30 protein-coding genes and 1 tRNA gene are annotated in these 26,932 nt (G+C 66.1%); 21 read left to right on the plus strand and 10 right to left on the minus strand.

The genetic code is table 11. The features are described 5' to 3' along the window. Window positions 1–54: 54 nt before the first annotated feature. From hisB to AC1MH0_RS08585, 9 genes are all read left to right on the plus strand, one after another. On the plus strand, window positions 55–642 hold the full coding sequence (gene hisB / locus AC1MH0_RS08545) for an imidazoleglycerol-phosphate dehydratase HisB (RefSeq protein WP_133020768.1): 588 nt from the start codon (window positions 55–57) through the stop codon (window positions 640–642). Then, window positions 639–956, plus strand: a complete 318-nt coding sequence (locus AC1MH0_RS08550; protein WP_480965520.1) for a YciI family protein — start codon at window positions 639–641, stop codon at window positions 954–956. The genes hisB and AC1MH0_RS08550 overlap by 4 nt, the downstream gene beginning before the upstream one ends. Beyond that, window positions 953–1,558, plus strand: coding sequence for an imidazole glycerol phosphate synthase subunit HisH (gene hisH, locus AC1MH0_RS08555; protein WP_480965521.1), 606 nt, complete (start codon window positions 953–955; stop codon window positions 1,556–1,558). The genes AC1MH0_RS08550 and hisH overlap by 4 nt, the downstream gene beginning before the upstream one ends. Next, a complete protein-coding gene (hisA, locus tag AC1MH0_RS08560) occupies window positions 1,555–2,292 on the plus strand; it encodes a 1-(5-phosphoribosyl)-5-[(5-phosphoribosylamino)methylideneamino]imidazole-4-carboxamide isomerase (protein ID WP_480965522.1) in 738 nt (245 codons plus the stop codon). Before hisH ends, hisA begins: the two co-directional genes overlap by 4 nt. A gap of 253 nt (window positions 2,293–2,545) precedes the next feature. Then, complete coding sequence (gene hisF / locus AC1MH0_RS08565; RefSeq protein WP_480965523.1) at window positions 2,546–3,316, plus strand: imidazole glycerol phosphate synthase subunit HisF; 771 nt, start codon at window positions 2,546–2,548, stop codon at window positions 3,314–3,316. Window positions 3,317–3,338: 22 nt separating this feature from the next. Then, complete coding sequence (locus AC1MH0_RS08570) at window positions 3,339–3,515, plus strand: hypothetical protein (protein ID WP_480965524.1); 177 nt, start codon at window positions 3,339–3,341, stop codon at window positions 3,513–3,515. Window positions 3,516–3,547: 32 nt separating this feature from the next. After that, on the plus strand, window positions 3,548–3,865 hold the full coding sequence (locus tag AC1MH0_RS08575) for a phosphoribosyl-ATP diphosphatase (RefSeq protein WP_480965525.1): 318 nt from the start codon (window positions 3,548–3,550) through the stop codon (window positions 3,863–3,865). Between the two features lie 139 nt (window positions 3,866–4,004). Next, window positions 4,005–4,394 carry a histidine triad nucleotide-binding protein gene (locus AC1MH0_RS08580; RefSeq protein ID WP_480965526.1) on the plus strand — a complete coding sequence of 130 codons (390 nt, stop codon included), beginning with the start codon at window positions 4,005–4,007 and terminating at the stop codon, window positions 4,392–4,394. 102 nt (window positions 4,395–4,496) lie between these two features. Beyond that, on the plus strand, window positions 4,497–6,056 hold the full coding sequence (locus tag AC1MH0_RS08585) for an amino acid permease (protein WP_480965527.1): 1,560 nt from the start codon (window positions 4,497–4,499) through the stop codon (window positions 6,054–6,056). 139 nt (window positions 6,057–6,195) lie between these two features. Here the strand turns inward: AC1MH0_RS08585 and AC1MH0_RS08590 are convergent, their stop codons facing one another. Continuing rightward, a complete protein-coding gene (locus AC1MH0_RS08590) occupies window positions 6,196–7,194 on the minus strand; it encodes an adenosine kinase (RefSeq protein ID WP_480965528.1) in 999 nt (332 codons plus the stop codon). Window positions 7,195–7,645: 451 nt separating this feature from the next. Between AC1MH0_RS08590 and AC1MH0_RS08595 the strand changes: the two genes are divergently transcribed. From AC1MH0_RS08595 to AC1MH0_RS08610, 4 genes are all read left to right on the plus strand, one after another. Then, window positions 7,646–8,401: an EI24 domain-containing protein gene (locus tag AC1MH0_RS08595; protein ID WP_480965529.1), complete on the plus strand. Its 756-nt coding sequence runs from the start codon at window positions 7,646–7,648 to the stop codon at window positions 8,399–8,401. Then, window positions 8,398–8,769 (plus strand): hypothetical protein, encoded by a 372-nt coding sequence (locus AC1MH0_RS08600; protein WP_480965530.1) that lies wholly within the window; start codon window positions 8,398–8,400, stop codon window positions 8,767–8,769. Before AC1MH0_RS08595 ends, AC1MH0_RS08600 begins: the two co-directional genes overlap by 4 nt. Window positions 8,770–8,996: 227 nt before the next feature. Further along, the gene (locus AC1MH0_RS08605) at window positions 8,997–9,215 is read left to right on the plus strand and encodes a hypothetical protein (protein WP_480965531.1); all 219 of its coding nucleotides are present in this window, start codon (window positions 8,997–8,999) and stop codon (window positions 9,213–9,215) included. Between the two features lie 82 nt (window positions 9,216–9,297). After that, entirely contained in the window at window positions 9,298–9,519 is a 222-nt protein-coding gene (locus AC1MH0_RS08610; RefSeq protein WP_480965532.1) for a hypothetical protein, read from the plus strand. 144 nt (window positions 9,520–9,663) lie between these two features. Here AC1MH0_RS08610 and egtD read toward each other — a convergent pair whose 3' ends face one another. From egtD to AC1MH0_RS08630, 4 genes are all read right to left on the minus strand, one after another. Further along, the gene (gene egtD / locus AC1MH0_RS08615) at window positions 9,664–10,641 is read right to left on the minus strand and encodes an L-histidine N(alpha)-methyltransferase (protein ID WP_480965533.1); all 978 of its coding nucleotides are present in this window, start codon (window positions 10,639–10,641) and stop codon (window positions 9,664–9,666) included. Then, on the minus strand, window positions 10,641–11,909 hold the full coding sequence (egtB, locus tag AC1MH0_RS08620) for an ergothioneine biosynthesis protein EgtB (RefSeq protein WP_480965534.1): 1,269 nt from the start codon (window positions 11,907–11,909) through the stop codon (window positions 10,641–10,643). Before egtB ends, egtD begins: the two co-directional genes overlap by 1 nt. A gap of 48 nt (window positions 11,910–11,957) precedes the next feature. Further along, the gene (locus AC1MH0_RS08625) at window positions 11,958–12,542 is read right to left on the minus strand and encodes a cob(I)yrinic acid a,c-diamide adenosyltransferase (RefSeq protein ID WP_480965535.1); all 585 of its coding nucleotides are present in this window, start codon (window positions 12,540–12,542) and stop codon (window positions 11,958–11,960) included. A 158-nt stretch (window positions 12,543–12,700) separates the two neighbouring features. Continuing rightward, complete coding sequence (locus AC1MH0_RS08630) at window positions 12,701–12,931, minus strand: twin transmembrane helix small protein (protein ID WP_480965536.1); 231 nt, start codon at window positions 12,929–12,931, stop codon at window positions 12,701–12,703. 83 nt (window positions 12,932–13,014) lie between these two features. On the opposite strand from AC1MH0_RS08630, the gene AC1MH0_RS08635 reads away from it, so the two are divergent. Further along, window positions 13,015–13,365: a DUF3147 family protein gene (locus tag AC1MH0_RS08635; RefSeq protein ID WP_480965537.1), complete on the plus strand. Its 351-nt coding sequence runs from the start codon at window positions 13,015–13,017 to the stop codon at window positions 13,363–13,365. A gap of 297 nt (window positions 13,366–13,662) precedes the next feature. Here the strand turns inward: AC1MH0_RS08635 and gluQRS are convergent, their stop codons facing one another. After that, on the minus strand, window positions 13,663–14,517 hold the full coding sequence (gluQRS, locus tag AC1MH0_RS08640) for a tRNA glutamyl-Q(34) synthetase GluQRS (protein ID WP_480965538.1): 855 nt from the start codon (window positions 14,515–14,517) through the stop codon (window positions 13,663–13,665). Window positions 14,518–14,606: 89 nt separating this feature from the next. Between gluQRS and AC1MH0_RS08645 the strand changes: the two genes are divergently transcribed. The 3 genes from AC1MH0_RS08645 (at window position 14,607) to ppc (ending at window position 18,342) form a co-directional block, all read left to right on the plus strand. Beyond that, window positions 14,607–15,173: an HNH endonuclease gene (locus AC1MH0_RS08645; RefSeq protein ID WP_121884142.1), complete on the plus strand. Its 567-nt coding sequence runs from the start codon at window positions 14,607–14,609 to the stop codon at window positions 15,171–15,173. A 25-nt stretch (window positions 15,174–15,198) separates the two neighbouring features. Then, window positions 15,199–15,573 (plus strand): EF-hand domain-containing protein, encoded by a 375-nt coding sequence (locus AC1MH0_RS08650; RefSeq protein ID WP_480965539.1) that lies wholly within the window; start codon window positions 15,199–15,201, stop codon window positions 15,571–15,573. Window positions 15,574–15,666: 93 nt separating this feature from the next. Next, on the plus strand, window positions 15,667–18,342 hold the full coding sequence (gene ppc, locus AC1MH0_RS08655) for a phosphoenolpyruvate carboxylase (protein WP_480965540.1): 2,676 nt from the start codon (window positions 15,667–15,669) through the stop codon (window positions 18,340–18,342). Window positions 18,343–18,440: 98 nt separating this feature from the next. On the opposite strand, the gene AC1MH0_RS08660 is transcribed toward ppc, so the two are convergent. After that, window positions 18,441–18,905 carry an acyl-CoA thioesterase gene (locus AC1MH0_RS08660; RefSeq protein WP_480965541.1) on the minus strand — a complete coding sequence of 155 codons (465 nt, stop codon included), beginning with the start codon at window positions 18,903–18,905 and terminating at the stop codon, window positions 18,441–18,443. After that, window positions 18,881–20,935, minus strand: a complete 2,055-nt coding sequence (locus tag AC1MH0_RS08665; RefSeq protein ID WP_480965542.1) for a S9 family peptidase — start codon at window positions 20,933–20,935, stop codon at window positions 18,881–18,883. The genes AC1MH0_RS08660 and AC1MH0_RS08665 overlap by 25 nt, the downstream gene beginning before the upstream one ends. A 503-nt stretch (window positions 20,936–21,438) precedes the next feature. On the opposite strand from AC1MH0_RS08665, the gene AC1MH0_RS08670 reads away from it, so the two are divergent. After that, the gene (locus AC1MH0_RS08670) at window positions 21,439–23,247 is read left to right on the plus strand and encodes an aminopeptidase P family protein (protein ID WP_480965543.1); all 1,809 of its coding nucleotides are present in this window, start codon (window positions 21,439–21,441) and stop codon (window positions 23,245–23,247) included. Here the strand turns inward: AC1MH0_RS08670 and AC1MH0_RS08675 are convergent. Further along, window positions 23,240–23,377, minus strand: a complete 138-nt coding sequence (locus AC1MH0_RS08675; RefSeq protein WP_480965544.1) for a hypothetical protein — start codon at window positions 23,375–23,377, stop codon at window positions 23,240–23,242. The two genes, AC1MH0_RS08670 and AC1MH0_RS08675, sit on opposite strands and share 8 nt — an antisense overlap. Before the next feature lie 89 nt (window positions 23,378–23,466). On the opposite strand from AC1MH0_RS08675, the gene AC1MH0_RS08680 reads away from it, so the two are divergent. Continuing rightward, window positions 23,467–23,541: transfer RNA gene (locus AC1MH0_RS08680), tRNA-Thr, on the plus strand. A gap of 87 nt (window positions 23,542–23,628) precedes the next feature. On the opposite strand, the gene AC1MH0_RS08685 is transcribed toward AC1MH0_RS08680, so the two are convergent. Then, window positions 23,629–24,705, minus strand: a complete 1,077-nt coding sequence (locus tag AC1MH0_RS08685) for a Gfo/Idh/MocA family protein (protein WP_480965708.1) — start codon at window positions 24,703–24,705, stop codon at window positions 23,629–23,631. Between the two features lie 42 nt (window positions 24,706–24,747). Here AC1MH0_RS08685 and AC1MH0_RS08690 point away from each other — a divergent pair, with 42 nt between their 5' ends. Next, the gene (locus AC1MH0_RS08690; protein WP_480965545.1) at window positions 24,748–25,641 is read left to right on the plus strand and encodes an aldo/keto reductase; all 894 of its coding nucleotides are present in this window, start codon (window positions 24,748–24,750) and stop codon (window positions 25,639–25,641) included. Next, window positions 25,638–26,705 carry an LLM class flavin-dependent oxidoreductase gene (locus AC1MH0_RS08695; protein WP_480965546.1) on the plus strand — a complete coding sequence of 356 codons (1,068 nt, stop codon included), beginning with the start codon at window positions 25,638–25,640 and terminating at the stop codon, window positions 26,703–26,705. The genes AC1MH0_RS08690 and AC1MH0_RS08695 overlap by 4 nt, the downstream gene beginning before the upstream one ends. The last annotated feature ends 227 nt before the right edge of the window (window positions 26,706–26,932 follow it).

A 26,932-nucleotide genomic window follows, 5' to 3' on the forward strand; every position in this document is an offset into this window, starting at 1 on the left:
ATTCGGATGCCGGTCAAGATTGCATGCGTCGTGGCGGACGTTATGGGAGGTGGCATGCGCACCGCCACGATCACCCGCTCCACCGCCGAGACGGCGATCGACGTCACCGTGAACCTCGATGGGACCGGCGTGTACGACGTCGAGACCGGGGTCGGTTTCTTCGATCACATGCTCGAACAATTGTCGCGTCACTCGCTGATCGATATCCGCGTGCGGACCAAGGGCGACTTGCACATCGACGAGCATCACACCGTCGAGGATACCGGCATCGCGATCGGCCAGGCGTTCGCGCAGGCGCTCGGCGATAAGCGGGGGATTGCGCGGTACGGCGATGCGCTGTCGCCGATGGACGAGACGCTGACGCGGGTGGCGCTGGATATTTCCGGTCGGCCGTGGCTGGTGTGGAAGGACCTGTTCTCGCAGAAGCGCCTCGGCGGGATGGATACCGAGATGTTCGAGCATTTCTTTCATAGCTTCGCACAGGCGGCGGGGATCACGCTGCACGTCGAGACGCTGTACGGGTCGAACAACCACCACATCGCCGAGGCGGCTTTCAAGGGTGTGGCGCGGGCGTTGCGGGCGGCGATCGAGATCGATCCGCGCAAGGCGGACGCGATTCCGTCGACCAAGGGAATCCTGTGAGCGAGCCGTTTGCGCGGACCGACGCGCCGATGTGCGTGGTCGTGCTGACCTACGTCGCACCACTGGACGCGATCGATGCGCGGATGAAGGAGCACGTTGCATGGCTCGCCAAGGGCTATGCGGAGGGGGTGTTTCTCGCTTCGGGCCGGCAAATTCCGCGTACCGGCGGGGTCATCCTGATCCGCGGCGAGAAGGCGGCGGTCGAAGCGGTGGTGGCGACCGATCCGTTCGTAAGCAGCGGACTTGCGACGGCTGAGATCAGCGCGTTTACCGCGAGCATGGTCCTGCCCGGGATCGCCGAGTTACTCGCGTGACGCTGGCGCTTATCGATTACGGCGCTGGCAATCTCCATTCGGTCGAGAACGCGTTGCGGACGGCTGGGTGTGTCGATCTGATCGTAACTTCGGATGCGGATGTCGTTGCGAAAGCTGACCGGATCGTGTTGCCGGGTGTTGGCGCGTACGGCGCTTGCGCGGCGGCGTTGCGCGCAGTGCCGGGGATGGTCGAGGCTTTGAACCGGCGAGTGCGCGACGAGGGTACGCCGTTTCTCGGCATTTGTGTCGGCATGCAGTTGATGGCCGATGCGGGCGAGGAGATGGGGACTCATGCCGGGCTTGGCTGGGTGTCGGGACGCGTGCGGCGGCTGGAGCCGGGGACGATGGAGGCGAAGGTCCCGCACATGGGCTGGAACGACGTCGTTCCCTCCGTGGCGCATCCGCTGATCGAGCCGGGCGAGGCGTATTTCCTGCATAGCTTCGCCTTTGAAGGCGCCGACGTGCTCGCGACGACCGATCATGCCGGTCCCGTCACTGCGGCGATCGGTCGTGACACAATGATCGGCGTGCAGTTTCATCCTGAGAAGAGCCAGCGCTACGGCCTGGCCTTGCTCGAACGTTTCCTGGAGTGGCGGCCGTGAGCCTGATTATCTTCCCCGCGATCGACCTCAAGGCGGGTCAGGTGGTCCGTCTCGCCGAGGGCGATATGGACCGCGCGACCGTGTACGGCGACGATCCCGCAGCGCAGGCGATGTTGTTCGCCGAGGCGGGGGCGGAGCATCTGCACGTGGTGGATCTCGACGGGGCGTTCGCGGGGGCTTCGGTCAACGGCGATGCGGTGCGGTCGATCGTCGCGCGGTTTCCGGGGCATGTGCAGCTCGGCGGCGGGATCCGGACGCGGGCTAGCGTCGAGGGCTGGTTCGACCTGGGCGTCTCGCGCGTCGTGATCGGGACGGCGGCGCTGGAGAACCCAGAGTTCGTGCGCGGCGTGGCGAAGGATTTTCCGGGTGGGATCGTCGTCGCTGTCGACGCGAAGGACGGCATGGTCGCGACCAAGGGTTGGGCTGACGTGTCGACCACGAGCGCGGTCGATCTGGCGCGGCGGTTCGAGGATGCGGGAGTGGCGTCGTTGCTGTTCACCGATGTCGGGCGCGACGGAATGCTAAAGGGGTGCAACGTCGATGCTACGGTCGATCTGGCGCGATCGGTGGACATTCCTGTGATCGCCAGCGGCGGGGTGAAGGGGATTGCCGAGATCCACGTGCTGGCTTTGCATGTGCGGGACGGGGTCGAGGGTGTGATCACGGGGCGGGCTTTGTACGACGGCCGGCTCGATCTCGCGGCGGCTTTGAGCGTGGCTAAGGCAGCAGGATGATTCACGCGGAGACGCGGAGACGCGGAGATAGTGGTTTCGCGCAGAGGCGCGGAGGACGCAGAGCGACTTGTGGCGCCGCAGGCAGTGATTCGTTCACGCGAAGGCGCAAAGGCGCGAAGAGTGAGCAGAAGTTCGATCTACCTTTCCTTCTTACTCTTCGCGCCTTTGCGCCTTCGCGTGAATCATTCTTAGCGGCTCCGCCGCGTCTCCGCGTCTCCGCGTCTCCGCGTGAACAAAACCTGCGGCACAGCGCATGACGGTCCGCGCGCGCGTCATTCCGTGCCTCGACGTTGCCGATGGGCGCGTGGTGAAAGGCGTGAACTTCGTCGAACTGCGCGATGCGGGCGATCCGGTCGAGCAGGCGCGGGCGTATGACGCTGCCGGGGCGGACGAATTGTGTTTCCTCGATATCGGCGCGAGCCATGAGGGTCGCGGGACGATCCTCGACGTCGTGCGACGGACCGCGGCGGTGTGCTTCATGCCGCTGACGGTCGGTGGTGGGGTGCGGACCGCCGACGATGCGCGGGCGCTGTTGCTGGCGGGGGCGGACAAGGTGGCCGTGAACTCCGCGGCGGTCGAGCGGCCCGAACTGGTAGCGGATATCGCCGAGCGGTTCGGCAGCCAGTGCTGCGTCGCCAGCGTCGATGCGCGGCGGTCGGATGAAGGCTGGGAGGTGTTCACGCATGGCGGCCGCCGCGCGACCGGGATCGATGCGATCGCGCATGCGCTGAAGCTCGCCGAACTCGGTGCGGGCGAGTTGCTCGTCACATCGATGGACCGGGATGGGACGCGGAGTGGCTACGACCTCGACCTGATCCGGGCAATTTCCGACCGGGTAAGCGTACCGGTTGTCGCAAGCGGCGGCGTTGGCGGGCTCGACGACCTGGTCGCGGGCATCCGCGACGGGCATGCTAGCGCCGTGCTGGCGGCGTCGATCTTCCATTTCGGGCAGGCGTCGATCGGCGACGCGCATGAGGCGCTGGCGGCGGCGGGAATCCCGGTTCGCTCGCCGGTGCACGCTTGACGGTACCGGACGGCCTGACCGGATGATCGCCCTGCCCCTCCTAGCGGTGCAGTCGGGGCATAGCGGTATCGTTCATCCTCGGACCGGACCCGAACTGTCGGACGTCGCGCTGTTCGTGTTCGCGGTGATGGGCGTGTTCCTCGTCCGGCGAGCGTTGCGGAAGCGGTTCGCCAAGACCAAACCGCCTGCGGAGGATTGACCCGCCCTCCCCGCTGCGTCAGCACGCCGCGCATGGACCCCGTATTCGACCGCCTCGAGGCGACCATCCGCGCGCGTCGCGACGCGCCCGCCGACACCTCGTACACCGCGAGCCTGTTCGCCAAGGGCCGACCCAAGATCGCGCAGAAGCTCGGCGAGGAAGCCGTCGAGACGGTGATCGCGGCGTGCTCGGGCGACGAGGCGAGCATTGTGCCGGAAGCGGCGGACCTAATGTTTCATCTGGCGGTGTTGCTGGCGGATGCTGGGCTTAGCCTCGCCGACGTGCGCGCGGAGTTGGAACGGCGCGAAGGTGTTGGCGGGCTGGCCGAGAAGGCCGGTCGGACGAGCTAACGCCACATCCGTCATTCCCGCGGAGGCGGGAAGCCATACTGGCTGGCGCCACGATGAGAGTGCGGTCGTTCGAGGATATGGATCCCCGCCTTCGCGAGGATGACGAAAGTGGGTATGTTCCCGCGAAAGGAGCTTGCCCATGCCGATCGACGCCACCCAGCCTTATGACGACCAGAACATTTTTGCGAAGATCCTGCGTGGCGAGATTCCGTCGAAGCGGGTGTACGAAGATGACTTCGCGATCGCTTTCCACGACATCAACCCGCAGGCGCCGACCCATCTGCTCGTGATCCCCCGGAGTGCGTACGTGTCGTGGGACGACTTTTCCGCACGTGCGCCCGATGCGGAGATTGCCGGCTTCATCCGCGCGGTCGGCACCGTCGCGCGCGCCGCGGGACTCGTCGAACCCGGTTACCGCCTGCTCGCCAATATCGGCCAGCACGGGAACCAGGAAGTCCCGCATCTGCATGTTCATGTCTTCGGCGGCCGCCCATTCGGGCCGATGCTTGCGCGCCCGGATCAGGGATAGGGCAGCTTTGCCGCACTAAAGGATTGCACGTAATAAAATTGCCATTAGGCTTGCGGCCTTAACGAAAGACCGCGCCGCCGGGGGGCGGCCAAGGGAGATTTGATGGCCACTCGACCCGCAATGGGTCTGCTGTCGCGTATGACGCTCCGCAAGACGGTGGAGCAGGTACAGCGCGAGACGCAGACCAGCGAACTCAAGCGCACGCTCGGTGCCTGGAACCTGGTGTTCCTCGGCATCGGCTGCATCATCGGCGCGGGCATCTTCGTGCGGACCGGCAACGCCGCCGCACTGCATGCCGGCCCCGCCGTGCTCCTCTCGTTCCTCGTCGCGGGCATCGTCTGCGCGCTCGCCGGGCTTTGCTATGCCGAGCTGTCGTCGACCTTGCCCGTCTCCGGATCGGCCTACACCTACAGCTACACCACGATCGGTGAGTTCGCCGCGTGGATCATGGGTGCGTTGCTGCTGCTCGAATACGGCCTCGCCGCCTCGGTCGTCGCGGTCGGCTGGGCAGGCTATGTCGTCAGCCTGCTCGGCGATTACGGCGTGGTCATCCCGGTCGAGCTGACCGGCCCGACCGGCCATCATGTCCAGAAGGCCGGCGTCGACATCCTCGTGAATGGCGCACCGGTCGAATATCTGTTCAACCTGCCCGCGTTCCTGATCTGCATCGCGCTGTCGTGCCTGCTGGTCGTCGGCGTGTCCGAGAGCGCGAAGGTCAACAACGTGATCGTCGCGATCAAGATGACCGTGATCATCGCGTTCATCCTGATCTGCGGCTGGTTCGTGATCCAGCATTTCGACACGCTGAAGCACAACTGGCAGCCGTTCATCCCGCCCGCGACGGGTGACAAGGGCGAGTTCGGCTGGGGCGGCGTGTTCCGCGCGGCCTCAATCGTGTTCTTCGCCTATATCGGTTTCGAGGCGGTCTCGACCGCCGGCCAGGAGGCCAAGGACCCGAAGAAGGACATGCCGGTCGGCATCATCGGCAGCCTCGTGGTCTGCACGATCCTGTACATCCTCGTCTCGATCGTGATGACGCTGATCGTCAACTACAAGGAACTGAACGTTCCCGATCCGGTCGCGGTCGCGGTCGACGCTCTGGGCCCGCAATGGGCGTGGTTCGCGCAGATCATCAAGGCCGGCGCGATCATCGGCCTGACCTCGGTCGTACTGGTGCTGATGTACGGGCAGACCCGCATCTTCTACACGATGGCGCGCGACGGCCTGTTGCCGCGCGTGTTCGCGACGGTGCACAAGAAGTTCAAGACGCCGTGGGTCAACACGCTGGCGGTCGGCCTGATCACCGCGTTCGCGGCCGGGTTCTTCGACATCAACGTGCTCGGCGACATGACTTCGGTCGGCACGCTAGCGGCGTTCGCGATCGTCTGCCTGTCGGTAATCTGGCTGCGGCGCACGCATCCGGAGATCCCGCGCGGCTTCAAGGTGCCACTGTACCCGGTGCTGCCGGCGCTCGGCATCGTCGCGTGCGGCGCGCTGATCCTGACGGTCGAGTACCGCGTGCTGGTGTTCTTCTTCTGGTACACGCTGGCCGCGATCGTGATGTATTTCGCCTACGGAATGCGCAACAGCCGGCTGTATCACGGGCTGGACGACGAGGCTGGTCCCGAGATGGGCGAGTATGTCGGTCCGACCCACCACTGAGGCTGGGTTAGATTAAGTCACGAAAAAGGGCCGCGGGAGGAAACTCCCGCGGCCCTTTTTTATGTCTTCGTGCCCAGGCTTGTTCTCCCGCGAAGGCGGGAGCCCAGTCTGTGTCCCCACCTTCGCGGGGACACAGGCTTCAGCCGATATGCTTGGCGGCGAGCGCCTTCATGTCGACCATCGGGCGGGCGCCGACATGGCTGATGATCTCCGCCGCACAGACCGCGCCGAGCTTCAGCGATGCGTTCAGGTCGTAGCCCTGTGCCTGGCCATGGAGAAAGCCCGCCGCGAACAGGTCGCCGGCGCCGGTGGTGTCGACGACCTTGGCGATCGGCTCGGCCTTGACCTCGGCGCGGGTACCGTTCTGGATAGCGCAGGCGCCGTGCTCGCCGCGGGTGACGACCAGGGTCGGGACCTGCGCGGAGATCTTGGCGACCGCTGAGTCGAACTCGTCGGTCTCGGCGAGCGCGGCGAGTTCGCTCTCGTTGGCGAACAGGATGTCGATCAGGCCGTCCGACAGCAGCTGGCGGAAATCGCCACCGTGGCGCGAGATGCAGAACACGTCGCTGAGCGTGAAGGCGACCTTTCGCCCTGCCCCGCGGGCGCAATCGATCGCGGCGCGCATCGCGGCGCGCGGCTCTTCGGGATCCCAGAGATAGCCTTCGAGATACAGGATCGCGCTGTCGGCGATCATCGCGGTGTCGATCGCGGCGGCGGGGAGGAACTGGCCGGCACCGAGGAAGGTGTTCATCGTGCGCTGACCGTCGGGCGTTACGAAGATCAGGCAGCGGCCGGTGGTCGGGTCGCCGGCGCGGACGGGGGTGGCGAACTCGATGCCGATGCTGCGGACGTCGTGCGCGAAGACCTGGCCGAGTTGGTCGTCGGCGACCTGGCCGATGAACCCGCATTTGCCGCCGAGCGCGGCGATGCCGGCGACGGTGTTGGCAGCCGAGCCACCGGATATCTCCATGCCCGGGCCCATCTTGGCGTAGAGCGCGTCGGCTTCCTCGGACGAGAACATGAGCTGCATCGAGCCCTTGGCGACGCCGATCTCTTCGATGAACGCGTCGTCTGCGGTGGCGAGGATGTCGACGATGGCATTGCCGATCGCGACGACGTCATAGGTTGGGTTGGGCAAGGGGAACTCTCCGGGCGGGCGGTAAAGGAGTGCCGTAAATGGCGGGGGGGATTGGCGCAACCGGTGTGGGGGTGGTGACCGACGTGGAAGCGATCAACATCGTCGATCGGATGGAGCTATGGTCAGGTCACCACCCCGGCGAAGGCCGGGGCCCAGGTGGAGAGGTGGTTGTAACGGAACGCCGTCCGTCATCATTTCCGTCCCCCGACTGGGCCCCGGCCTTTGCCGGGGTGGTGGCCTTGGTTTGCGGTTTGTGTGGTTTCTCCGGTTCTGAGGGGTCCAACGGTTCTCGCCGTGCCGAAGACGTCGATACCTGCGCGACAGCCTCACCGCGCGCTGCCGTTCCCTCGCGAACGCGGGGGGCGAGGGTTTCGGGCGATGTTCGTGGATTGGCTGGGCCCCCGCATCCGCGGGGGAACGAAAAAGGTCGGGCTGCCGAAACGACGGAGACATGGCGGAAACGCGCGTTGACCTTGCCGTGCCCGCGCGCCATCCCGAGCCGATGTTTCGCGCGCTCTTCCTTTCGCTTGGCCAGCTTACCGATCCGCCCGTCCTGCGCGTGTTCGTCAAGTCGATGCTGGTCACCCTGCTCGTCTTTGCTCTCCTCGGCGTCGGCACCTGGTGGGGCACGCAAGCTGCGTTGGCCGCTTGGCTCGACTGGCATGCGGGTGGCCTTGCCGCCGCGTTCGCGCTGTTCGTCACGGTCCTTGCCCTGTGGCTGCTATTCCGCGCCGTCGCGATCGCGGTCGTCGGCGTGTTCGCGGACGAGGTCGTCGAAGCGGTCGAGGCTCGGCATTACCCCGACGCGCTCAGGACCGCTCGCCCCGTCGCGTTGGCGCGTAGCCTCGGCATGGGGCTGCGCTCCGCCGCGCGCGTGGTCCTCGTCAACCTTTTGATGCTGCCGGTCTACGTCGCGCTGCTCGTCACCGGGGTCGGCACCGCCGCCGCGTTCTTCGTCGTCAATGGCTGGCTGCTCGGGCGCGATCTTGGCGACATGGTGGCGGCGCGGCACATGGATGCGGGGGCGATGCGGGGCTGGCGTGCAACGACCAGGCCGGGGCGGTTCGTGCTGGGGCTTGCGAACACCGGGCTGTTCGTGGTTCCGGTCGTCAACATCGCCGCCCCGGTTCTCGGTGCGGCGATGGCGACGCATTACTTCCACACCCAATATTCTCGCACCCAATATTTTCGCAAGGGCCGGCCATGACGCGACTGACCACCATAGCCATCGCGCTGACACTCGGCGGCGGTCTCGCCGGCTGCGCGGCACCGGTGGCCAAGCCCTCGGTCGGACGCCCCGCAATCCCCTACACGAGCGTCGGCCTGGAACGCGTGCTGGGCCAGGATGCCGCGGGCCTGACGAGACTTTTCGGACAACCCGACGCCGACGTCCGCGAAGGTGCGGCACGCAAGCTTCAGTTCCAGAGCGGCATCTGCGTGCTCGACGCGTATCTCTATCCCAAGGGATCGGATGCACCCCGCGTCACCTATCTCGACGCGCGCGAGCCCGATGGCAGCACGATCGACCGCGCGAGTTGTGTCGCGGCTCTGACGCGAAGAGAGGGCGGAAAGTAAGGCTCGACGGCGCGGTGCGGCAAAGTCTGCGCCAATACTATCGGGTAGCGATCGATCGCGTCGCCGCCTGCGATGCGCCAACCGGCCGCGCGATCGGTTCACCGTACCGCCGCGTGAAGCGATCGCATACCGCCAGCCGACACTATGGACGCACGCTCCGTCACGGCTCACGACGGTGGTCCACCGGGGGGCCGGAGTCCGTAATCGTGTTGAAGACCATGTGGAATATGCCCGCAAAAGTAGTGCGCGAGCATGCGGCGAATGAAGAGGACGTCGGCAAGTCGGTCGCCAGCGGATCGTTGCAGGAGATGGTCCGGGCGTTCGACGGGTATGACGATGCCGAGGCAGCCGACTTGATCATCCAGTGCGCAGGCCGGGACCGACCGATAACCTGGGAGGAAATCCGAGATCTTCGCCGGGCCGATGCCAGGAACATGGGAGGCTGACGGGTGGCGATATCCCGGTGATCCTGGACTCGGTGCGACAGGGCGTTATGGGCGCCTGAAGACCCGACAACGAAGGACGATCATGGCAGTGACCGTAATTACTCCGAGCGGCCCCGGCGCGATGGAAGCCGGCCTGGTTCTCGACGAAGACGGCCAGCGCTTCGTGGTGCTGACGTTCAAGGAACCGGGGGGCGAGCCGACGCTGGTCACCTTCACGGTTCCGATCTTCCAGCATTACGTCGAGCATCTCGTTCGCACCGCGGCATCGGCTAACGAGGAGGCGAATTGGGGTATTCCCGGCTAGGCCTCGACTTGACGTCGGAGCGCTCCCTGCACGCAGCGATCTATATCTGCCTCGTCGGCGATCGCCTAGCGCCGGATACCAAGCTTCGCGTATCCCATGGACCGTTCCCGTCCACATATGGTGGGTGGAGGAAGGCCCCCTACCTCAGGGCGCCGGCCGCTCCATCTGGGCCTCGGCCAGGTACACCCCGAACAGCCCTTCCGGATCGGTCCACGCCGCCACCGGCGTCCACCCGCCCGACCGCAACAGGATCCGCGCATCGCGCGACCCGTATTTATGCGAATTCTCGGTGTGGATCGTCTCGCCCTCGGCAAACGCGAACGGCCGCCCGTCGACGGTGAACGCGACGTCGCGCGTCGCCTCCAGGTGCATCTCGATCCGCGCGCGATCGTCGTTCCAGACCGCCTTGTGCCGGAACGCGTCGACCGGGATATCGCCGTCCAGTTCGCGGTTGATCCGCTCGAGCAGGTTCAGGTTGAACGCCGCGGTCACGCCCTGCGCATCGTCATACGCCGGCACCAGCACGTCCTCGCTTTTGATCCGGTCCATCCCGATCAGCAGCATCGCGCCGACGCCGAGCGAAGATCGCATCGCGCGCAGCAGATCGACCGCCATCAGCGGGATCATGTTGCCGATCGTCGACCCCGGAAAGAACCCCAGCTTCGGCGTGTCCGCGATCGTCTTCGGCAAGCTCAACGGCCGCATGAAGTCCGCCTCGAACGGCAGCACCAGCAGGTCGGGGAACTGATCGCCCAGCACCTTCGACGACTCGCGCAGGAAGTCGCCCGAGATGTCGATCGGCACGTATACCGACGGCGCTACGGCCTCGAGCAGGATCGGCGTCTTGGTCGACGACCCGGAGCCGAACTCGACGACCGCACGCCCTGCGCCCGCCAGCGTCGCCACCTCGGGACACGCCGTCTCCAGGATCGATCGCTCGGTCCGCGTCGGATAATATTCGGGGAGGTCGGTGATCTTCTCGAACAGTTCCGACCCGCGCCGATCGTAAAACCACCGTGCCGGGATCGCCCGCGGCCGCCGCGCGAGCCCGTCCAGCACATCGGCACGGAATTGCGGATCGGCGAGCGTCTGCTGGCCGTCCTCGATCTCAGGCTTCAACATCAGATATCTTTCGCGAGACGCACGCCGGTGAACTGCCACCGTTGGTGCGGATAGAAGAAATTGCGGTAGCTCGGCCGGGCATGGCCACGCGGCGTGGCACAACTGCCCCCGCGCAGGATGAACTGCGAACTCATGAACTTGCCATTATACTCGCCAACAGCACCCGCCGCCGTCACGAACCCGGGATACGGCCGGTACGCGCTGCCGGTCCATTCCCAGACGTCGCCGAAGAACGCCGGGCCGTTTGCCGCCGGACGAGGCTCGACCGGCCCCGCTACGTCCATCTGGTTGCCGCCGTTCGCGTCATGCGCAGCCGCTACAGCCTCCCATTCGAACTCGGTCGGCAAGCGTGCGCCGGCCCAGCTCGCATACGCATCCGCCTCGAAGAAGCTCACATGCGTCACCGGCGCCGCCGGATCGATCGCGCGCCGCCCGTCGAGCCCGAACCGTGTCCAGCCCGCCTCGCCCTTCTCCCAATAGAGCGGCGCGACGATGCCCTCGGCCTTCACCCAAGCCCAGCCATCCGCCAGCCAATGCCGCGCTTCGGTATAGCCACCGTCGGCGATGAACGCGGCCCACTCGCCGTTCGTCACGGTACGGTCGGCGATCGCATGCGGCACGAGCAAAGCGGCGTGGCGCGGTCCCTCGCAATCGAACGCGAACCCGTCGCCGTCATGCCCGACCTCGACGATCCCGCTCTCGCGCGCGATCCAGCCGATCGGCCCCGGCATCTCGACCGGCACTTTCCGCGGTGCGGGCCACATCGCTGGCTCCAGCGGGTTCTCCGAAAACATGTGGAGGATGTCCGTCACCAGCAATTCCTGGTGCTGCTCCTCGTGATGACACCCGAGCGCAACCAGCGCCTGCGCATCCTCCGACAAGCCGGGCAGCGCATCGAGCAGCGCCGCATCGACATGCGCGCGGTACGCCCGCACTTCGTCGAGCGATGGCCGCGTCACCATCCCGCGCCGATCGCGCGCATGGCGCCGCCCCTCGGCCTCGTAATAGCTGTTGAACAGGAACGGGAACCGCTCGTCGTGGAGCGCATAACCCTCAACATGATCGCGCAGGACGAACGTCTCGAAGAACCACGTCGTATGCGCCAGATGCCATTTGGTCGGCGACGCGTCGTCCATCGACTGCACCGTCGCATCGGCATCCGACAGCGGCGCGGCGAGCGCCAGGCTCAGCGCACGTACGGTGGAGAAACGCTCGCTCAAATCCGACGAATGAGCGGGAGTGATATCTGGACGAACAGGCTGCGGCATCGATTATCCTTCAATGCGTCGCCCAGTACCGCAACGCGCGAACGCCGATCACGCCTGCGCGCGCGTAGCCCCCGGTCGCCATAGAACGTCGCCGGCCCCGTTTTGGTTCACCACGCGCGATGCTACAAACAGGAAATCGGACAGGCGGTTAACGTACGCTAATGCGGCGGGATTTAGCGCTACGTCCTGGGATGCCGCGACCGCGGACCGTTCCGCACGGCGCGAAATCGCCCGCGCCAGATGCAGGGCGGCGGCCTGCGGAGACCCGCCCGGCAGGATGAAGCTGCGCAACGGCGCGAGGTACACGTTCATCGCATCGATCTCGCGCTCCAGCCGCTCGACCTGCGCCGGCATGATCCGCAACACCATCTCGGACGGTGCAAATCCGTCGTCGGTTGCAGGCGTCGCAAGGTCGGCACCAAGATCGAACATGTCGTTCTGGATTCGCTCCAGGGCAGCGGCGAGCGGATCGTCGCCGAGCGCCACTACCGCCAAACCAATGGCGGAGTTCGCCTCGTCGACATCGCCGATCGCCTGCATCAGCGCGCTCGCCTTCGATACCCGCGATCCGTCGACCAGCCCCGTCGTGCCGTCGTCTCCCGTTCGCGTGTAGATCTTGTTGAGCTTGACCATTTTTATCCACCAACACCGAGACTCGTCGTCCTGACGAAAGTCAGGAACCAGAGCCCAGAGCGCCTCGCCAATTACTCGGGATCCTGACTTTCGTCAGGATGACGAACGCACACCGACTGCGGAAATGGCTGAACCGCGTAAGCGGAGCAGCCCCTTTCTTAGTTCCGTCCCGCCGCGAACAGGATCACCACCACGATCAGGATCGCCAGCGCCTGGAAGAAGATTCGCTGCTGCATCATCCGATTCGATTTCAGCGATGCCGCGCTCGGCCCGTTGCCGTCGCGAACCTGCGCCGTGCCCTCCTGCAGGAACGACACGACGCCCCGCACCAGGGCCACGACGGTCGCGATCATCGCCGCGATCAGGAGGATGACGAGCAATGTGTTCATGAACGGAATGTAAGCGCACCGGCTGTCGCTAGCAATGGCTTGAACAGTGTTGCGGATCGCCTGGTGATGCGCGCAAATGCTGCATGTTATACTTGACGTTGAAAGCCTTGATTTCCGGCATCCTGATCGCCGCCGCCTCGGAGATCGCCAAGCGCTACCCCGGCTTCGGCGCGCTCGTCGCTTCCCTGCCTCTGGTCTCGGTGCTCGGCATGATCTGGCTCTGGCACCACAAGCCCGACCCTCGGACGATGGCCGCACACGCCAGCGCGACCTTCTGGTACGTGCTGCCGTCGCTGCCGATGTTCCTGCTGATCCCGGCGCTGCTCCGCCACGGCGCACCCTTCTGGCTATCGCTGGTGGCGGGCTGCGTGCTGACGATCGCGCTGTACGCGGCGATGACGTCGGTGGCGCCGAGACTAGGGATCGAGCTGTAGCAGCAGCGCCCTCATCAGATATAAATCAGCGCCACCCGTACGTAGCACCACCCCGGCGAAGGCCGGGGCCCAATTGGAAAGGTCGCAGTAACGAAGCGCAGCGTTTAGTTGGCAACGTCCCCCAAATGGGCCCCGGCCTTCGCCGGGGTGGTGCTACTGAGAGGACACCGCGCTTCCACCATGTTTCCCCGCGAAGGCGGGGACCCAGTCTGGGCTCCCGCCTTCGCGGGAGAACAAGGAGACACCGGCTACGCTCCGTTTCTCAGCACACCTTGCGACTGACTCGGACGTTGACGATCAGCAGCGCGAGACGGCCGCGATCACCCCACCCCGCACCCGAGCCGCCAACACCGCCCCATCCTCACCACCATCCCGCATCTCCGCCAGCGACAAAGCCCCATCCCGCTTAGCCAACCGCCGCCCCGCGGCATCCACCACCAACGGATGATGATGATACCCCGGCACCGCCAACCCCAGCAAAGCCTGCAACACCCGGTGCACGTCCGTCGCCGCGAACAGATCCACCCCGCGCACCACATCCGTCACCCCCTGCGCCGCATCGTCCAGCGTCACCGCCAGATGATAGCTCGCCGGCGCATCCTTCCGCGCCAGCACGACATCCCCCTGCGCCAACGGATCGGCGACAACCGTCCCAGCAATCGCATCATGCCACGCAAGCACGCCGGTAATCGCCACAGCCTTCGCCATGTCGAGCCGCCAGCAATGCGCCACATCCCCCCGCGCAGCGACCTCGTCCGCGCTCAGACCGCGACAAATCCCCGGATACACCGGCCCGACATCCCCCTGCGGCGCCGACGCGCTCGCCGCGATCTCCGCCCGCGTACAGAAACAGGGGTAAACCAGCCCGCGCGCCTTCAATGCCTCTAGCGCAACATCATACGTCGCCAGCCGCTCCGACTGGAACACCAACGAGTCCCACCGCAACCCAAGCCACCCCAGGTCCTCCAAAATCCCCGCGACGAACTCGGGCCGACTCCGCGTCCCATCGATATCCTCGATCCGCAGCAGGAACCGCCCGCCCCGCTCCCGCGCATAGTCGTGCGCGCGGATCGCGGACACCGCATGCCCCAGGTGCAACCGCCCCGTCGGGCTCGGTGCGAACCGCGTTACGACCGGTCCGTCGCTCAGCATGCTTGACCGACCGCCACGCGGCGTGCTGTCATGCCGCTGTCATCGCTGTCGTCCATAGGGCGCTCTGCGAAGCCTGAGTGGGAGGAGCCGTGTTTCACCCCGATCTGATGCGTCATCCGGATGGTTGTCCGGCGCTCGTGCTCAATGCCGATTATACGCCGCTTTCCTACTATCCGCTCAGTGTCTGGCCGTGGCAAACCGCGGTCAAGGCGGTGTTCCTCGACCGCGTCGACATCGTCGCCACCTATGAACGCGAAGTGCGCAGCGCCAATTTCGCGCTGAAGCTGCCCTCGGTGATCGCGCTCAAGCAGTTCGTCCGACCGTCGCAATTTCCCGCCTTCACTCGCTTCAACCTGTTCCTGCGCGACAAGTTCACCTGCCAATATTGCGGCAAGCTGCGCGATCTCACCTTCGACCATGTCATCCCCCGCGCGCAAGGCGGGCGTACCACGTGGGAGAACGTCGTCACCGCCTGCTCGCCCTGCAACCTCAAGAAAGGCGGGCGCACGCCCAAACAGGCGGCGATGCCGCTGCACATCGAGGCGATCCGCCCGACCAACTGGCACCTTCAGGAACACGGCCGCAGCTTCCCGCCCAACTACCTGCACGACACATGGCACGACTGGCTGTACTGGGACATCGAACTCGAGGCCTGACGGCATCGATACGACGGGAGATTCTATGCAGGTGAAACTGGTAGCGGCGCTCGCCGCGACAGGAATTATGGTGTCCGCGTGCGGCGACAAGGACGCCCAGCGCGCGCAGGCCGACGCCAACGCGGTCGGCTTCGTGCCGCCCTCGGTAACCTCGCGGCTCGACTTCGGCGCCAGCATGGAACGGCGTTTTCGCACGCTCGACCGCAACGCCGACGACCGCATCACCAAGGACGAACTGCCCTCGCCCAACGCGCGGATCAAGGCGTTCGACCGCAACAAGGACGGCATCATTACTGCAATCGAGTGGAGCGAAGGCACGCTCGCATGGTTCGACAAGATGGACTTGAACCATGACGGCACGGTCACCTCGGAAGAGCGGGCGGAGTCGCGCAAGCGCTGATCAGCGTAATTAAGTGTCGACGGCGACCGGTTCGACACGACAAATATACCGCATGAGGTTGACCTGGTCCCTGCCGCAGCGCAGCAGGGAATCATGGCAAGCCTCCCCGCAATCGCGAACAATTCCGACATCCGCTTCCTCGGCAAGCTGCTCGGCGACGTCATCCGCGCCTATGGCGGCGAGCGGCTGTTCGAGGCCACCGAGACGATCCGCAAGGCATCGGTCGAGCGCCACCGCGACGTTTCCGAGGGCAAGGCCGCCGACAACACTGCCGTCGATCTCAGCCTCGAAAAGCTCAGCCTCGACGAGACGCTCGATTTCGTTCGCGGCTTCATGCTCTTCTCGATGCTCGCCAACCTCGCCGAGGACCGCCAGGGCATCGCCGCGGAGGACGGCGCCGACCTCGCCTCCGCGATCGCGCAACTCGAATTCGAAGGCATCGACCGCGCCCAGATCCGCACGCTGCTCGACCACGCGCTGATCGCGCCCGTGCTCACCGCGCACCCGACCGAAGTGCGCCGCAAAAGCATGATCGACCACCGCAACCGGATCGCCGAGCTGATGGGCCTGCGCGATCTCGGCCGCGACACCACGCCGGATGGCGACAGCGTCGACGACGCGATCCTGCGCCAGATCGCGCTACTCTGGCAAACGCGCGTCCTGCGCCGCGACCGGCTCTACGTCACCGACGAGGTCGACACCGCGCTCAGCTATCTCCGCGACGTGTTCCTCCCCGCGCTCCCCGCGCTCTACCAGCGCTGGGACCGCGCACTCGGCGAACGCACGCCCAGTTTCTTGCGCCCCGGCAGCTGGATCGGCGGCGACCGCGACGGCAACCCGTACGTCACCGCGGACTCGCTCAAGACCGCGCTGTCGAAGGCGAGCGAGGCAGTCCTCGGTTACTACTGCGACGCGGTGCACGCACTCGGCGCCGAACTCTCGATCTCGACCGAACACGCCCCCGCGGATGCCGCGGTGCAGGCGCTCGCCGACGCCAGCGGCGACGATGCCGCCAGCCGCAGCGACGAGCCCTATCGCCGTGCGCTCTCCGGCATCTACGCCCGCCTGTCCGCGACGCACGACGCGCTCACCGGCAAGCACGCCCCCCGCCCCGGTCGCCTCGTCGGCGAGCCCTATGCGAGCCCCGCCGACTTCCGCACCGACCTAGTCACCCTCGCGCACGGCCTCGGCATCGCGCTCAAGACCGGCGGCGCGCTCGGCCGGCTGATCCGCGCGGTCGAGACGTTCGGCTTCCACCTCGCCACCCTGGACCTCCGCCAGAACAGCGCCGTCCACGAACGCGTCGTCGCCGAACTGCTCAAGGTCGCAGGGGTCGAGGGCGATTACCTCGCGCTAGACGAAGACGCCCGCGTCGCGCTACTCCGCCGCGAGCTTGCCAACGCCCGCCCCCTCACCTCGCGCTTCGCCGAATATTCGGAGGAAACCGCCGGCGAACTCGCGATCGTCCAGGCCGCCGCCGACGCGCACGCCGCCTACGGTCCTCAGTGCATCACCAACTACATCGTCTCGATGGCACAGTCGGTCAGCGACCTGCTCGAAGTGAACCTGCTACTCAAGGAAGTCGGCCTCTACCGCCCCGGCGAAACCCCGACCGCAGCGATCATGGCCGTGCCCTTGTTCGAGACGATCGGCGATCTCGAAGCCGCCCCCGCCGTCATGACCGACTGGTTCGCGCTCCCCGAGATCGCCACGATCTCCAAGGCGCGCGGCCATCAGGAGGTGATGATCGGCTATTCGGACAGCAACAAGGACGGCGGCTACCTCACCTCCACCTGGCAGCTCTCGAAAGCCTCGACCGCGCTCAAACCCGTCTTCGCCGCCGCCGGCGTCGGCATGCAGTTGTTCCACGGCCGCGGCGGCGCAGTCGGGCGCGGTGGCGGCTCGGCGTTCCGTGCGATCCGCGCGCAGCCCTCGGGCACCGTCCAGGGCCGCATCCGCATCACCGAGCAAGGCGAAGTCATCGCCGCGAAATACGGCACGCACGACGCCGCGATGACCAATCTCGAGGCAATCGCGTCGGCCACACTGCTCGCCAGCCTCGAACCCGAACGCCTCTCCAACGCCGACAACGCCAGCTTCTCCGCGGCAATGGACACGCTCAGCGACACCGCATTCCACAGCTACCGCGACCTCGTCTACGGCACCGAAGGCTTCCGCACCTTCTTCCGCCAGATGACCCCGATCGCAGAGATCGCCGGCCTAAAGATCGGCAGCCGCCCCGCCAGCCGCACCAAGTCCGACAGGATCGAAGACCTCCGCGCGATCCCCTGGGTGTTCAGCTGGGCACAAGCACGAGTCATGCTCCCCGGCTGGTACGGGGTCGGCCGCGCGATCGCCGATTTCGAGGACAAGGCGCTGCTAAAGGACATGGCGCAAGGCTGGCCGCTCTTCGCCTCCGCGCTGGCCAACCTCGAGATGGTGCTGGCCAAGTCCGACATCGGCATCGCCGAACGCTATGCCGGGCTGGTCGAAGACGACAAGCTCCGCGAGATCTTCACCACGATCCGCGACGGCTGGCACCAGACCCACGACGGGCTCCTCACGGTAACAGGCCAGTCCCGCCTCCTCGAAAAGCACCCCGCGCTGGACGCCTCGATCCGCCTCCGCCTCCCCTACATCGAGCCGCTAAACCTCCTCCAGATCGAACTCATAAAACGCCGCCGAGCAGGCGAGGACGACCCCCGCATCGGCGAAGGCATCCTCCTATCCATCAACGCCATCGCCACCGCCCTGAGAAACAGCGGCTAAAAACTCCCTCGCCCCTCCGGGGAGAGGGAAGGGGCCCGCCGCGCTTGCGGTGGGAAGGGAGAGGGGCGTTGGGATGAACGTCCCGAGCCTCACACCCCTCACCCTTCCGCTCCTGCGTCGCTCCCTCCCTCTCCCCGCAGGGGAGAGGGACCATCGTAAAACGGCGCAGCAACATCCTCGCGCACCCGCATCAACCGCCCGGTCCCCCGATCCAGCAAAGCCCAGGTCGTAACCGCCTCCAGCTTCACCCGCCCATCATCCCCGACAAACCGCACATGCCGATCGAACCGAGCCCCCTTCGGCGCCCCCTCGACCCACGTCTCGCCCGTCACAGTCTCCCCCGCGACGACACTCCCGCGGTAATCGATCTCATGCCGCGTCACCACCCACACATACGCCAGCTTGTGCTCGGCCGGCGCCACCGCCTCCCAATGCGCGGTCGCGATGGCCTGGATCCACTGCACCCAGACCGCATTGTTCACATGCCCAAGCTCGTCGATATCCGCGTCCTGCGCCGTGATCGAGAGCGTGAACCGGCTCACCCCGCGACGCCCAGTTGCCACAGCACGAACGCATGCTCCTCCGCGCCCTCGCGCAACGACTCGAACCGCCCCGACTTGCCGCCATGCCCCGCGCCCATGTTGGTCTTGAGCAGCAGCACATTGTCGTCGGTCTTCATCAACCGCAGCTTCGCCGCCCACTTCGCCGGCTCCCAATAGGTCACGCGCGGATCGTTAAGGCCGCCGGAAATGAACATCGGCGGATAAGCCTGCGCCTTCACGTTGTCGTACGGCGAATACGACCGGATCAGCTTGAACGCCGCCTCATCCTCGATCGGATTACCCCACTCCGGCCACTCGCCCGGCGTCAGCGGCAGGCTCTCGTCGAGCATCGTGTTCAGCACGTCGACGAACGGCACGTCCGCGATTACCGCGCCCCACAGTTCGGGATCGGAATTGACCACCGCCCCCATCAGCTCGCCGCCAGCAGACCGCCCGGCGATGGCGATCTTCCCCGCCGACGTCCACTGCGCGTCGACCAGCGCCTTCGCCACATCGACGAAATCGTTGAACGTGTTCGCGCGCTTCTCGAGCTTGCCATCCAGATACCATTGCTGGCCCAGATCATCGCCGCCGCGGATATGCGCGATCGCATAGGCAAACCCGCGATCGAGCAAACTCATGCGGCCCGTCGAGAAGCCCGGCGGGATCGCATAGCCGTACGCGCCATAGGCATAGAGGAACAACGGCGCCGACCCATCGCGCACGAACCCCGCCGGATACACGATCGAGACCGGAATCTCGGTCCCGTCCCGCGCGGCGATCTTGAGCCGCTCGGTCGCGTATTTCGCCGCGTCATACCCGCTCGGAATCTCCTGCACCTTGAGCATCGTCCGCTCACCGGTATCGACGTCATAATCGTACACGGTGCCAGGCGTGACCATCGACTCATACCCAAGGCGCAACACCGTCATGTCGTATTCGGGATTATCCCCCAGCCCAGCGACATAGCTCGCCTCGGGAAACTCGATCCGCTTGCCCTCGGTCGGCGTCTCGTACCGATGAATCGCGATCTGATCGAGCCCGTCCTCGCGCCCGTCGACCACGAAGAAGTCCTGATAGCACTCCACGCCCGTCATATAGAAATGTGGCGAGGCCGGAATCAGCTCGCTCCACGCATCCGGCTCCTCGACCAGCGCAGTGCAAAGCCGGAAATTCGGATCGACGTCGTTGGTGTGGATGAACAGCGTCCCGTCATGCTCGTCCACGTCATACTCGCGCCCGACTTTCCGCGCGGAGACGAGGATCGGCACCGCCAAAGGCTCGTGCGCAGGCAGCAGGTACAGTTCGCTCGTCACATGGTCGCTCGTCGCGATCACGATCCACTTGCGCGAACTCGTCTCGCCGACACCGACGCGAAACCCCTCGTCCTCCTCGTGGAACAGCACGACGTCCTCGGAGATCGGCGTCCCCAACCGGTGGAACCGCGCATTGTCCGTGCGCCACTGCTCGTTCGCCAGCCCGTACAGGAAGCCCGCATCGTCCGCAGTCCAGACGATCTCGCTGAGCATCCCCGGGATCACATCGGGCAGATGCTCGCCGGTATCCAGGTCCTTGACCCGAACCTCGAACCGCTCGCTCCCATTGTCGTCGATCGCATAAGCGAGATAGCGCCCGTCATTGCTGACCGAGAACGCCCCAAGCCGAAAATACTCATGCCCCTCCGCCAGCGCCGGCTCGTCGAGCAACAGCTCGTCGTCACCGCCCGCAACGGGTTTCCGCCACCATTTCTTGTACTGCCCGCCGGTCTCGTACGCGGTCCAGTAGAGCCAGTCGCCATCCTTCTGCGGCACCGAGGATTCATCCTCCTTGATGCGCGCCTTCATCTCTTCGTAGATCGTATCGACCAGCGCAGTGTGCGGCGCCATCTGCTCTTCGAAATACACATTCTCGGCAGCGAGATACGCGAGCACGTCGGCGTCATCGACCTCCGGATAGTTCGGGTCCTTCAGCCACGCATACGGATCCTCGATCGTCACGCCATGCGTGGTGAAGCTGTGCGGCCGCTGTTCGGCGATGGGGGGCGTGGTCATGCGAGTGTGTTAGCCGGGCGGAGGGTGGAAGCCAAACGCTGCGGCGTTGCAGGCGTGACGGCCGACCCAGCCAACACCACCCCGGCGAAGGCCGGGGCCCAATTGGAAAGGTTGCACTAACTGCGCGCAATCCTCCGTTATTGCCGTCCCCCAATTGGGCCCCGGCCTTCGCCGGGGTGGTACAAAACTTCGGTGGCGCCCCTAACTCTGTTTCCCCGCGAAGGCGGGGACCCAGTCTGGGCTCCCGCCTTCGCGGGAGAACAAGGGGGCCGTAAATGTGGTTCGTCAGCCCTGCGAGAAAGCCACCCGACGAAGCTCCCCCGCCCGCACCCGCTGTCCTACACATCTGCTTTCTGTCACAACCCCCGGCATGACCGTGACCACCCGATCCGCACCCATATCCATGCCGTCGCGCCCGTCCCCAACGCCCACCGGATGCAAGTATTGAAACCTCGCCAGCGTCTGCACTTCCTATACTTCACTTTTGACGAGAGACCGAACCGATGACCCCGACCGCCCGCTTAGCCGACCGCCTCGCGGCTCTCCGCGCCCAGCTAACCACCGATGATCTCGACGGTTTCGTCATCCCGCTCACCGACGAACACATGAGCGAATATGTCGGCGGCTACGCGCAGCGCCTCGCCTGGCTCACCGGCTTCGGCGGCTCGGCCGGCACAGCCGTCGTCCTCGCCGACCGCGCCGCGATCTTCACCGACGGTCGCTACACGATCCAGGTCCGCGAACAGGTCGACGGCGCGCAGTGGGACTATGCCGACGTCCCCCAGACCAGCCCCGCCGCCTGGCTCGCCAAGCACGCCCCCGAAGGCGGCCGGATCGGCTACGACCCGTGGCTCCACACCGGCACTTGGGTCGCCGACGCCACCACGGCCCTCGCCGACCGCGGCGCAACGCTCGAAGCGGTCGACACCAACCCCATCGACGCGATCTGGACCGACCGCCCCGCCCCCTCCCCCGCCAAGCTCACCGTCCAGCCCGACCAGTTCACCGGCGCATCTTCCGCCGAAAAGCGCGCGAAGATCGCCGACTGGCTCTCCGAGCAGAACGCCGACGCGGTCGTCCTCACCGCGCTGGACTCGATCGCGTGGGCGCTCAACATCCGCGGCGGCGACGTCGACCACACCCCCGTCGCGCTATCCTACGCGATCGTCGGCGCGGACGGTACCACCGACCTGTTCGTCGCCCCCGACAAGCTCGACGACGCGGTCCGCCAGCATCTCGGCAACGCGGTCCGCCTCCACGACCGCACCGCCTTCGCCGCCGCGCTCGGCACCTACGCCCGCAAGCGCGTCGCCGCCGACCCCGAACGCGCAGTCGCCGCGATCACGCAAGCACTCCAGGCGGGCGGCGCGAAGATCCTGCCCCTGCGTGATCCCGTCGTTCTCGCAAAAGCCATCAAGAACCCGGTCGAGATAAGCGGCCACCGTGCCGCCTCCGCCCGCGATGGCGCCGCACTCGCGCGCTTCCTCCGCTGGGTCGAGAGCGAATGCGTGAAAGGGGGGCAAACCGAACTCAGCGCTGCCGCCAAGCTGCTCGCCTTCCGCGAACAAACCGGCCTGCTGAAGGACACCTCGTTCGACACCATTTCGGCGACCGGCCCGCACGGCGCGAGCCCGCATTACCACGTCACCGAGGAGTCGAGCGCGCCGATCGAACCCGGCCAACTCTATTTGATCGACTCCGGCGGCCAATATGCGGACGGCACCACCGACGTCACGCGCGTGATGCCGATCGGCGCACCGACCGAAGAGATGCGCGACCGCTTCACGCGTGTCCTGAAGGGCCATATCGGCATCGCCACGGCAGTCTTCCCCGACGGCACGATGGGCGGCCAGATCGACGCGTTCGCGCGCCGTCCGCTCTGGGAAGCCGGCCTCGATTTCGGCCACGGCACCGGCCACGGCATCGGCGCCTATCTCGCGGTCCACGAAGGCCCGCAGCGGATCGCCTCGCCCAACTACCCCGGCGGCGCGGCGATGGAGCCGTTGCGCGCCGGCATGATGCTCTCCAACGAGCCCGGCTATTACAAGGCCGGCGAATACGGCATCCGCATCGAGAACCTGATCCTGATCGAACCGCGCACGATCCCCGGTGCCGACCGCGCGATGCTGGGCTTCGAGACGCTCACCTTCTGCCCGATCGAGCGCACGCTGATCGAGCCGACGCTGCTGACCGCGGAAGAGCGCCAATGGGTCGACGACTATCACGCGCAGGTGCTGGCGGTCCTGACCCCCGAAATGACCGACGCGGAGGATCGCGCCTGGCTCACCGCCAAATGCGCACCGCTTACTTGAGCGGGTCGTCCTCGGTCGCAGGCGCGGCCCTGACAGCACGCGCCTGCGTCTTCCGTCGCCGCAGGTTCTCGCGCAGTGCGGCGGCCATGCGCTCGGCCTTCTCCGCCGCCTTTCGATCCCGATCATCCATAAATATGCCCTACATTGCGGTACGGTGCCTTGACAATCATCCCGCCCTCGTCTCTTAGCCCCACTCCGCCGGCAGCGATGCCAGCGAGTGCTGCCGTAGCTCAGTGGTAGAGCGCATCCTTGGTAAGGCTGAGGTCGTGAGTTCAATCCTCACCGGCAGCACCATTTTTCAACATTTGATCGTCGCGACAAGCATCCCCTGCGGGGACACCGACTTCCGCCAGGGCCTGTATTGAGGCTCCCGCGAACGTTCTAGAGCCCGAGTTCAGCCAGCGTTACGACGCGGTGTTCGCGGGCGCTGATCTCGGCGGCGGTGCCGATTGCGACGGCGCGCAGGCCATCCTCTGCGGAGACCTGGACCGGGCCCTCCCCGCGGACCGCTGCGGCGAAGGCGGCGTGCTGGTAGTAGGTCGCGCCTTCGTGCGAGCCGGCGGCCTTGGCAGCGGGGTCGACGGCGACGTGGGCACGCTCGACCTGCTTCGGGTTCAGGAAACCGACGCGGGGGGAGTAGACCAGTTCGCCTGCGGGGATCAGCACGTCGAGGCGGGCGGCGTCGCCGGTCGCGGACATCTCCTCCTGATTCTCGGCACCGTCGGCGAACATGCTGAGGTCTAGCATGGCGCGCACCCCATTCGCGAAGTCGACGGTCGTGAAGCTGTTGTCGATGATGTCGGGGCGCTGGCCGTCATAGCGTTCGTCGAGATGGTTCACGTCCATCGCGCCCGAGCAGTAGACGCGGACAGCTTCCGACCCGACGATCAGCCGCATCAGATCGAAGAAATGACAGCATTTCTCGACCATCGTGCCGCCGGTGTTGGCCGAAAAGCGGTTCCAGTCGCCGACCTTGGGCAGGAACGGGAAGCGGTGTTCGCGGATCGAGAGCATCTGGAGGCGACCGACGCGGCCTGCGCGCACCTGTTCGATGAACGCGGCGGCGGGGGGCATGAAGCGATATTCCATGCCGGTCCAGAACGGTTTTGCATGAGCGGCAGCGCGCTCGACGATCCAGCGCGCGTCCTCGATCGTGGTCGCCAGTGGCTTCTCGCAGAGGATCGCGGCGTCCATGTCGAACAGTCGTTCCAGCACGTCGCGGTGCGTGTTGTTGGGCGAGGCGATGACGATCGCGTCGACATCTGCTGCTTTGGCGAACGCCTCGACGCTGTCGAACCGCGCGACAGTGGCGGCGCGGTCGCCAAGCGCATCGGTCGCCCAGTCGATCGAGGTCGCGACCGGATCGGCGATCGCGACGATCTCCGCGCCCGGCAGGATCGCCAGGTTGCGAAGGTGTTCGACGCCCATCATGCCCGTTCCGACGACGCCGTATCTGATCGTGGCTACCAAGCTGTCATTCCCTATGCCATGGCCGCCTGCATGACGACGATCCGCCTTTCCAACGACCTTCGCCCGCTCGGCAAGAGCGAAATCCTTGTTTCACCGATAGCCTGGGGCATGTGGCGGCTGGCCGGAGATGTCGCGCCGGTCCACGCGATGATCGAGGCCGCGCTCTCTGCCGGGATCAACTTCTTCGACACAGCCGACATCTATGGCTGCGACGTGCCCGCCGGGTTCGGCTCGGCAGAGGAACTGTTCGGGCGTGCGCTGGCCGAAGACCGGTCATTGCGTGCGAAAATGGTGATCGCAACCAAGGCGGGCATCCGTCCCGGCATCCCGTATAACTCGAGCGCGACGTATCTGGCCGATGCGCTCGACGCGTCGCTGACGCGGATCGGCGTCGAGCAGGTCGACCTGTACCAGATCCACCGCCGGGACTTCCTGACGCATCCGCACGAGGTGGCCGAGACGCTGACGCGGATGGCCGAGGCGGGCAAGATCCGCAGCATCGGCGTGTCGAACTACAGCGTGGACGAGTTCGATGCGTTGCAGGCGTTCCTCCGCCAGCCGATCGTTAGCACGCAGCCTGAGTTCTCGCCGCTGCGAACCGCGCCGCTGTTCGACGGGACGCTCGACCAAGCGATGCGGCTCGACGTCGCGGTGATAGCGTGGTCGCCGCTCGGGGGCGGGCGGCTGGCGCAGGGCGATCATCCGGCAGCCAAGCTGCTGGCCGAGCACGGTGCTCGCTACGGCGTCGATGCTGCGACAGCGACGCTAGCCTGGATCATGGCGCATCCCGCGCGGATCATCCCGATCGTTGGGTCTCAGACCCCGGCGCGGATCGCGGCGTCGGCAGAGGCGTACAAGGTCGAATGGACGCGTAGCGAATGGTATGCGGTGCTGCAGGCTGGGATGGGCGAGAATCTGCCATGACCGTCCTGCCCCCCTGCGAGATCAGCTGGTTCTCCGCGCTGTGCGACGACGATTACGAGTTTCTGGGCGTGCCCGATGCGGCGCTGAAATCGAGCTGGCAGCATTGCCGCGACATCGTGATGCAGGCCGAGACCGCGGGCTATGACAATATCCTGCTGCCGTCGGGCTATGCGCTGGGGATCGACACGACCGCGTTCGCCGCAGGGATCGCGCCGATGCTCAAGCGGTTGCGGCTGCTGATGGCGGTGCGGATCGGCGAGAGCTGGCCGCCGCAACTCGCGCGCCAGATCGCGACGATCGACCGGATGCTCGGCGGACGACTGGCGATCAACATCATCTCGAGCGACCTGCCGGGCGAGAAGCTGGAGAGCGCGCCGCGGTATGCGCGGACGGTCGAGGCGATGCACATTCTGCGGACGTTGCTCGACGGGAAGTTGCTCGATCATGATGGCGACTTCTGGAAGCTGAAGGTCGATCCCCCTCGTGTGACGACCGTGTCGGGGACATGCCCGGCGCTGTATTTCGGCGGCCTGTCGGAGGCCGCGCGCGAGGCTGCGGCGACCAATGCCGACGTATATCTGATGTGGCCGGATACGATGGACGCGGTTCGGGCGATCGTCGTGGATCTGCGGTCGCGGGCAGCGAAGCACGGTCGGACTTTGCGGTTCGGGTACCGGGTCCATGTCGTCGTCCGCGAGACCGAGGCAGAAGCCCGCGCTGCCGCCGACCAGCTACTCTCGAAGCTCGACGATGCCGAGGGCCGCGCGATCCGGGAGCGGTCGCTGGATTCGCAATCGGCTGGCGTGCGGCGTCAGGCCGAGCTGCGCGAAGGATCGGACGACGGGTATGCGGAGGCGAACCTGTGGACGGGCATCGGGCGGGCTCGGTCTGGATGCGGGGCGGCGATCGTTGGCGATCCGGACCAGGTGCTGGCTAAGCTGAATGCGTACCGGGCGGAGGGGATCGATGCGTTTATTCTCTCCGGGTATCCGCATGCGGCCGAGGCGGATCTGTTTGCGCGGCATGTGTTGCCGCGGATCGAGCATGGGCCTTTGGTGATCTGATTGGTCGCCGGCGGTTCAATTACGCACCCACCCCACAGTAGCGCCACCCCGGCGGAGGCCGGGGCCCAGTTGGAAAAGTCGCAGTAACTAGAGACTGCGCGCAGTTGGCACCGTCCCCCAACTGGGCCCCGGCCTTCGCCGGGGTGGTGTGGGGTTCGCGGCCGCCCTCCCCTTCCTTGTTCTCCCGCGAAGGCGGGAGCCCAGTCTGGATCCCCGCCTTCGCGGGG

It is taken from the genome of Sphingomonas sp. AP28, assembly GCF_056680455.1.